The 6,183-nt window shown below is 35.0% G+C and carries 7 protein-coding genes; all 7 read left to right on the forward strand.

Going from position 1 to position 6,183, the window contains the following annotated elements:
• Positions 1-15 precede the first annotated feature (15 nt).
• Positions 16-1,575 carry a ribonuclease E/G gene (locus Q0A18_RS01650; protein WP_292008427.1) on the forward strand — a complete coding sequence of 520 codons (1,560 nt, stop codon included), beginning with the start codon at positions 16-18 and terminating at the stop codon, positions 1,573-1,575.
• Between the two features lie 114 nt (positions 1,576-1,689).
• Positions 1,690-2,346: a uracil-DNA glycosylase gene (locus tag Q0A18_RS01655; protein WP_292008428.1), complete on the forward strand. Its 657-nt coding sequence runs from the start codon at positions 1,690-1,692 to the stop codon at positions 2,344-2,346.
• Positions 2,347-2,370: 24 nt separating this feature from the next.
• Positions 2,371-2,841: an OsmC family protein gene (locus Q0A18_RS01660; RefSeq protein ID WP_292008429.1), complete on the forward strand. Its 471-nt coding sequence runs from the start codon at positions 2,371-2,373 to the stop codon at positions 2,839-2,841.
• Positions 2,842-2,957: 116 nt separating this feature from the next.
• Positions 2,958-3,587, forward strand: a complete 630-nt coding sequence (locus tag Q0A18_RS01665; protein WP_292008430.1) for a CoA pyrophosphatase — start codon at positions 2,958-2,960, stop codon at positions 3,585-3,587.
• Between the two features lie 27 nt (positions 3,588-3,614).
• Positions 3,615-4,421 (forward strand): lysophospholipid acyltransferase family protein, encoded by an 807-nt coding sequence (locus Q0A18_RS01670; protein ID WP_292008431.1) that lies wholly within the window; start codon positions 3,615-3,617, stop codon positions 4,419-4,421.
• 10 nt (positions 4,422-4,431) lie between these two features.
• Positions 4,432-4,872: a hypothetical protein gene (locus Q0A18_RS01675; protein ID WP_292008432.1), complete on the forward strand. Its 441-nt coding sequence runs from the start codon at positions 4,432-4,434 to the stop codon at positions 4,870-4,872.
• A 2-nt stretch (positions 4,873-4,874) separates the two neighbouring features.
• Positions 4,875-6,183, forward strand: a 1,309-nt coding sequence (locus Q0A18_RS01680; protein ID WP_292008433.1) for a Mur ligase family protein, incomplete at its 3' end; no start/stop codon positions are given.

Below are 6,183 nucleotides of genomic sequence, written 5' to 3' on the forward strand. Positions count from 1 at the left end.
ATCTTATAACAAAAAATGAAGAAAGAACTTATAGTTTCGCATGAGGATGAACTTACCAAAATAGCATTACTCGAGGACGGAAGACTATGTGAACTTCATGAACAGGAGGACAAGAATGATTTTGTAGTTGGTGATTTGTTTATCGGCAGAGTAAAAAAGCTGGCTCCCAATCTTAATGCAGCATTTGTAAATATTGGTTACGAAAAAGATGCTTTTTTACATTACCAGGATCTGGGGCCACAATATCTTACCTACAGGAAATTTTTAAAAGATACCCATACTAAAAAACAGACAAGCTCAAGTCTAAAAAATTTTCAGATTCAACCTGAAATTGACAAAAACGGAACCGTTGACAAAGTAATCGCGAAAGATGATGTTGTTCTTTTACAAATCACTAAAGAGCCCATCTCAACAAAAGGTCCCAGAATTTCCACTCAGATATCCTTAACCGGTCGTTTTTTAATTCTAATTCCTTTTGACCATAAAGTTTCTATTTCCAAGAAAATTAAAACTTCCGAAGAAAAAGAAAGACTGAGAACACTTATTGAAAGTATAAAACCGGAAGGATTTGGTGTTATTATAAGAACAGTTGCTGAAGGTAAAAAAGTAGCTGATCTCCATAATGATATGAATCAGCTGATCCAAAAATGGGAAAGTACCTTTAAAAATATTCAAAAAAACAAGGTACCCTCCAAAGTTCTGAGTGAAGAAGATAAAGCATCAGCTATCTTAAGGGATAATTTCAATCAGGATTTCGTAAATATTATCTGTGATGACGAACAGATGGTTAACGAAATGAAAAACTATATTGAAATAATTGCTCCTGAAAGGAAAAATATCATTCAGTTTTACGATTCTCATATTCCTCTTTTAGAATATTATAATGTAGAAAAACAAATGAAGCAAAGCTTCGGAAAACATGTTAATATTCCTAGTTCAAAAGGAGCCTACCTGGTGATAGAACATACCGAAGCATTGCATGTGGTAGATGTAAATTCCGGAAATAATATCACTACCGGAAATACAGCTAATAAAGAACATGCATTGAATGTCAATAAAATGGCAGCTACAGAAATAGCAAGACAGCTTCGTCTCCGTGATATGGGTGGAATTATTGTTGTGGATTTTATCGATATGCCAAATCCCGACCACAGAAGGGATCTGTATGAGCACCTGAAAGAAGAAATGAAGCGTGACAAAGCACGTCATAAGATTTTGCCACCAAGTAAATTCGGACTTATCCAGATCACACGCCAAAGAAACCGTCCGGAAAAACAAATTGAAACCAAAGAAGAAAACCCAAATAAAGATGGAGAAATTGTAGCTCCTATTGTAATTGTGGAAAGAATGGGAGAAACCATCAGAACCATTATGCAAAAGGAAAAAGGAAAACTGTTTCTTCACGTACACCCTTTCGTAGAAGCTTATCTTACAAAAGGAATCAAAAGTATTCAAATGAAATGGTTCATTAAATACAAAAAATGGGTTACCATTATTCCCAGAGATTCATTCAAATATTTAGAATACAAAATATACAATTCCAAAAAAGAAGAATTGGTAGGATATTCTAATTAGAAAAAATATAAAAAGTCTTTAGTTATTAACTAGAGACTTTTTAATTGACTGTTTTCATTAGCAACTAAATCCCCTGTATTATTCGTATATTGAGCCGGAAATATCGTAAAAAAAATGAAAAACTGGAATGAATTTTTAGAAGAAGAAAAGAAAGAGGAATATTTTATAAAACTCATGGAAAAAGTAGATGAGGCTTATAAGAACGGAAATGTATTCCCTCCTAAAGAAGAAATGTTTTCCTGCTTTGATCTATGCTCCTACGACAATGTAAAAGTTGTAATTATCGGACAGGACCCTTATCACAGAGCCGGCCAGGCACATGGATTAAGTTTTTCAGTAAAACCTGCTATTAAAATTCCACCCAGCCTCAAAAACATTTATAAAGAACTTAAAACAGACCTCAATATTGACTCTCCCAATCATGGTTACTTAGCTTCATGGGCAAAACAGGGAGTTCTTATGATGAACACGAGCTGGACCGTTAATGAAGGAAAAGCGGGGAGTCATAAAAAATTCGGATGGACAAAATTTACACAAAGAGTACTTAATGTCCTTAACGAGTATGATCAGCCGCTTGTATTTTTGCTATGGGGAAATCACGCCATTGAAGCTGCCAACGGAATTAATAATCCCAAACATTTACTTTTAAAAAGCCCCCATCCATCTCCTTTAGCCGGAGGCGGTTTTTTCGGAACCAAACCATTTTCAAAAGCTAATGAATTTCTAGAAAAAGAGTCCCGTGGTTCCATCGATTGGAAAATTACAGAATAAAAAAGCACCCAAAAATCACATTATATGAACAAAGAACATCACTATCAGGCAACAGTCGAATGGACAGGAAATAAGGGTACCGGAACCAGCAGTTATCGCAATTATGAGAGAAGCCATACTATTACTGTTACTGATAAAGCTATAATTGAAGGTTCTTCAGACCCTGCTTTTCGCGGTGATAAAACCAAACATAATCCGGAAGACCTTTTCCTGTCTTCTCTATCTTCCTGCCATATGCTTTGGTATTTGCATTTCTGCTCAGTGGAAGGGATTATTGTCACCGAATATACGGATCATGCCACCGGAATAATGACTGAAACACCTACAGGAAGTGGAAGCTTCAAAGAAGTGACTCTAAATCCAAAGGTCAGAGTATCAGAAGAATCTATGGTTCAAAAAGCGAAAGAACTTCATAAAAAAGCTAATGAATACTGCTTCATAGCCAATTCTGTGAATTTTAAGGTAAAACACAATCCAATTGTGACCGTTCAGTAGGTCATCTTTTTTACATAAAATAACGGGTGAAAAATAATTAATTTTTTAAGAAAAAACATGGTTAATTAATGTTAAAGAGTATCCTTTCCTTGAATATATATTCATAAATTTGATCTATGGAAAGTTTCGGTAAAGATTTTTTAAAGAAGGTTAAAAGTGTTGATCTCCCCGGAGAAAATGCACATGGAGTATTTTCGCCTCCTTCCCGTCCGGTTTTTAGTTATGATCAGATTTTAGAAAAGAATCCAAAATTTGCCTCGGTTAATATTTTACTCTATTTAAAAAACAATGAGTGGTATTTTCCGCTAATTCAAAGAAGTGAAAATAAACACGACAGACATAGCGGGCAGATTTCACTGCCTGGTGGAAAACGTGAAGAGATGGATCAGAATTTTGCACAAACTGCAATTCGTGAAACCTCAGAAGAAATCGGTATCGAAAAATACTATGTAAGAATAATAAGGGAGATGTCTCCTATTTATATTCCGGCAAGTAATTTTTACGTTTATCCTTTCATATCTTATACTAAAAAAAATCCTGTTTTCGTTCCACAGGAAAGCGAGGTTGTTGAGATCATAGAATTTCCCGTCACCTCCTTTCTTAATCTTCCTGATCAACCGGAAATCATGGCTTTACCAGGAGCCGGAGGCAAGGAAGTTCCCGTAATCAATTTTAACGGATATATCATATGGGGTGCTACATCCATGATCCTGAGTGAATTCAGCCAGTTGCTGAAAAATATGTAAATTTGTACCACCGTGTTTAATTAAAAGATGGCGAAGAAGAATATTTTCACCGATGCATTCGGGACTCCTTATTTTTTAAAAAGGCTAATTATTTTTATTTTAGGAATTGTTTCTTACAGAAGATTCAATGGTTTTAATAAATTAAAAATAACAGGAACCGAAAATCTTGTGGATCTGCCAGATTCCAATGTATTGTTTGTTTCCAACCATCAAACCTATTTTGCAGATGTTGCTGCTATGTATCACGCCTTCTGTGCAGTTAATAACGGCTATTTAAATACTATTAAAAATCCGATCTATTTACTTAATCCAAAGATCGACTTTTATTATGTAGCTGCTGAAGAAACTATGAATAAAGGGATTCTTCCCAAAATATTTAAAATTGCAGGAGCTGTAACAGTAAAAAGAACATGGAGAGCTGAAGGAAAATCAGTGAACAGGATGGTGGACATGAGTGAAGTTGATAACATTATGAAAGCTTTAGATAATGGCTGGGTAGCGACCTTCCCTCAGGGAACTACTTCAGCATTCGCACAAGGAAGACGTGGTACTGCCAAACTGGTAAAGAACCAGCGTCCCATTGTGATTCCTATCAAGATCAATGGATTCAGAAGAGCATTTGATAAAAAAGGACTTAGGATAAAAGTAACAGGTGTAAAGCCTACCATGGAGTTTAAAGAACCCCTTGATATTGATTACGATAATGAAAACGCACATGAAATTTTATTAAAAATAATGACTGCTATTGAGCAGACAGAAGATTTCAATCTATTACACAATTATGATGAAGAATTAAAAGCAAAAAAAACAGAACAATCGGATTCAAATAATTAAAATAGGAAATATGAAAAGAATAATAGGGATCTTATTCACTGCCATAGTATTGATTTCGTGTAATAGCCAAAAAGTATATTCAGATTTTGATATCAGCTATTCCAAAAGTGGAGGCTATGCTCCCATCTATGAAAATCTACTGATTAAAGGTAATAATGCACACTATTCTTATGAAGGACAGGAAAAAAAGATCAAGCAGGATTTTAAAATATCCAATGAAGACTTAAAAAATCTGGAAAATGTTCTTTCTCAAAATAACTTCAGAAAGATTCAGGAAGACCATAAGAAACTATACGATAATGTAGCCATTTCAATCAATGTAAAAAAAGGTGCGAATGAAGGTAGTAAAAGTGATGCCAGCTTAATTATGCCTAATTATAAAACAAATTGGGAAAATATCACGAGTGCCTTTCAGCAGATCATTAGTAACAATGTTAAAAATAAAAAATAAAGTTGAAAACCCATTTCATTGCTATTGGCGGAAGTGCCATGCATAATCTTGCGATTGCGTTAAAAGATAAAGGATATCAGGTAACAGGCTCGGATGATGCTATTTTTGAACCTTCCCGGTCAAGGCTTGAGAAAAAAGGAATTTTACCTCAGGAAATGGGATGGTTTCCCGAAAAAATAACTCAGGATATTGATGCGGTCATCCTTGGAATGCATGCCCATCAGGATAATCCTGAGCTGGCAAAAGCTAAAGAACTTGGGTTAAAAATTTATTCATATCCTGAATTCCTGTACGAACAGTCTAAAGATAAAACCCGTGTAGTAATTGCAGGCTCTCATGGTAAAACCACCATTACCTCCATGATTTTACATGTGCTGAACTTTCACCACAAAGACATTGACTTTATGGTAGGAGCTCAGTTGGAAGGATTTGACTGTATGGTAAAGCTGACGCCTGATAATGATTTTATGGTCCTGGAAGGTGATGAATATCTCTCCTCTCCTATTGATCTGCGTTCTAAATTTTTATTATACCAGCCCAATATTGCTTTAATCAGCGGCATTGCCTGGGATCATATCAATGTATTTAAAACATTCGATGATTATGTAGAGCAATTCAGAAAATTTGTTGCAAGTATTACCCCTGGCGGTGTTGTAGTATATAATGAAGAAGATTCCGAGGTAGTAAAGGTAGTAGAAGAAGCCGAAAATTATTTCAGAAAAATTCCTTACAAAACTCCCCAATATGAGATTACCAAAGGAAATGTTTTCTTAAAAACAGAAATGGGTGATATTCCGCTTTCTATTTTTGGAGCTCATAATCTGCTTAATCTTGAAGGAGCAAGACATATCTGTCTTCAATTAGGTATTATGGATGAAGATTTCTATGAAGCCATTATGAGCTTTAAAGGAGCTTCAAAACGTCTTGAAAAAGTAGAAAGAGAAGACAAAGGAACTCTTTATAAGGATTTTGCCCATGCTCCAAGTAAAGTAAAAGCCACAGTGAAAGCTTTTCAGGAACAATTCCCAAATGACAAAAAGTACGGATTCCTTGAGCTTCATACCTATTCAAGCTTAAATCCTGTATTCTTAGAACAATATGATCATGCTATGGACGGCTTGGACGAAGCTATTGTATTCTATTCGGAAGAGGCTTTAAAAATCAAAAGAATGGATCCTATCTCTCCGGAACTGATTAAAGAAAAATTTAAAAATAATAATATGAAGGTATTTACCAATGCAGAAGACCTTCATGCCTACTGGAATAATTTAGATAAAACTAAAGGGATTTATCTGATGATGAGTTCAGGGA

This window comes from Chryseobacterium sp., assembly GCF_022712095.1.
Taxonomy (GTDB): domain Bacteria; phylum Bacteroidota; class Bacteroidia; order Flavobacteriales; family Weeksellaceae; genus Chryseobacterium.

Bases quoted from the DNA above. Each gene is read 5' to 3' on its own strand.
- Q0A18_RS01655 (WP_292008428.1), top strand. From the start codon at position 1,690: ATGAAAAACTGGAATGAATTTTTAGAAGAAGAAAAGAAAGAGGAATAT.
- Q0A18_RS01660 (WP_292008429.1), top strand. From the start codon at position 2,371: ATGAACAAAGAACATCACTATCAGGCAACAGTCGAATGGACAGGAAAT.
- Q0A18_RS01670 (WP_292008431.1), top strand. From the start codon at position 3,615: ATGGCGAAGAAGAATATTTTCACCGATGCATTCGGGACTCCTTATTTT.
- Q0A18_RS01665 (WP_292008430.1), top strand. From the start codon at position 2,958: ATGGAAAGTTTCGGTAAAGATTTTTTAAAGAAGGTTAAAAGTGTTGAT.
- Q0A18_RS01675 (WP_292008432.1), top strand. From the start codon at position 4,432: ATGAAAAGAATAATAGGGATCTTATTCACTGCCATAGTATTGATTTCG.
- Q0A18_RS01650 (WP_292008427.1), top strand. From the start codon at position 16: ATGAAGAAAGAACTTATAGTTTCGCATGAGGATGAACTTACCAAAATA.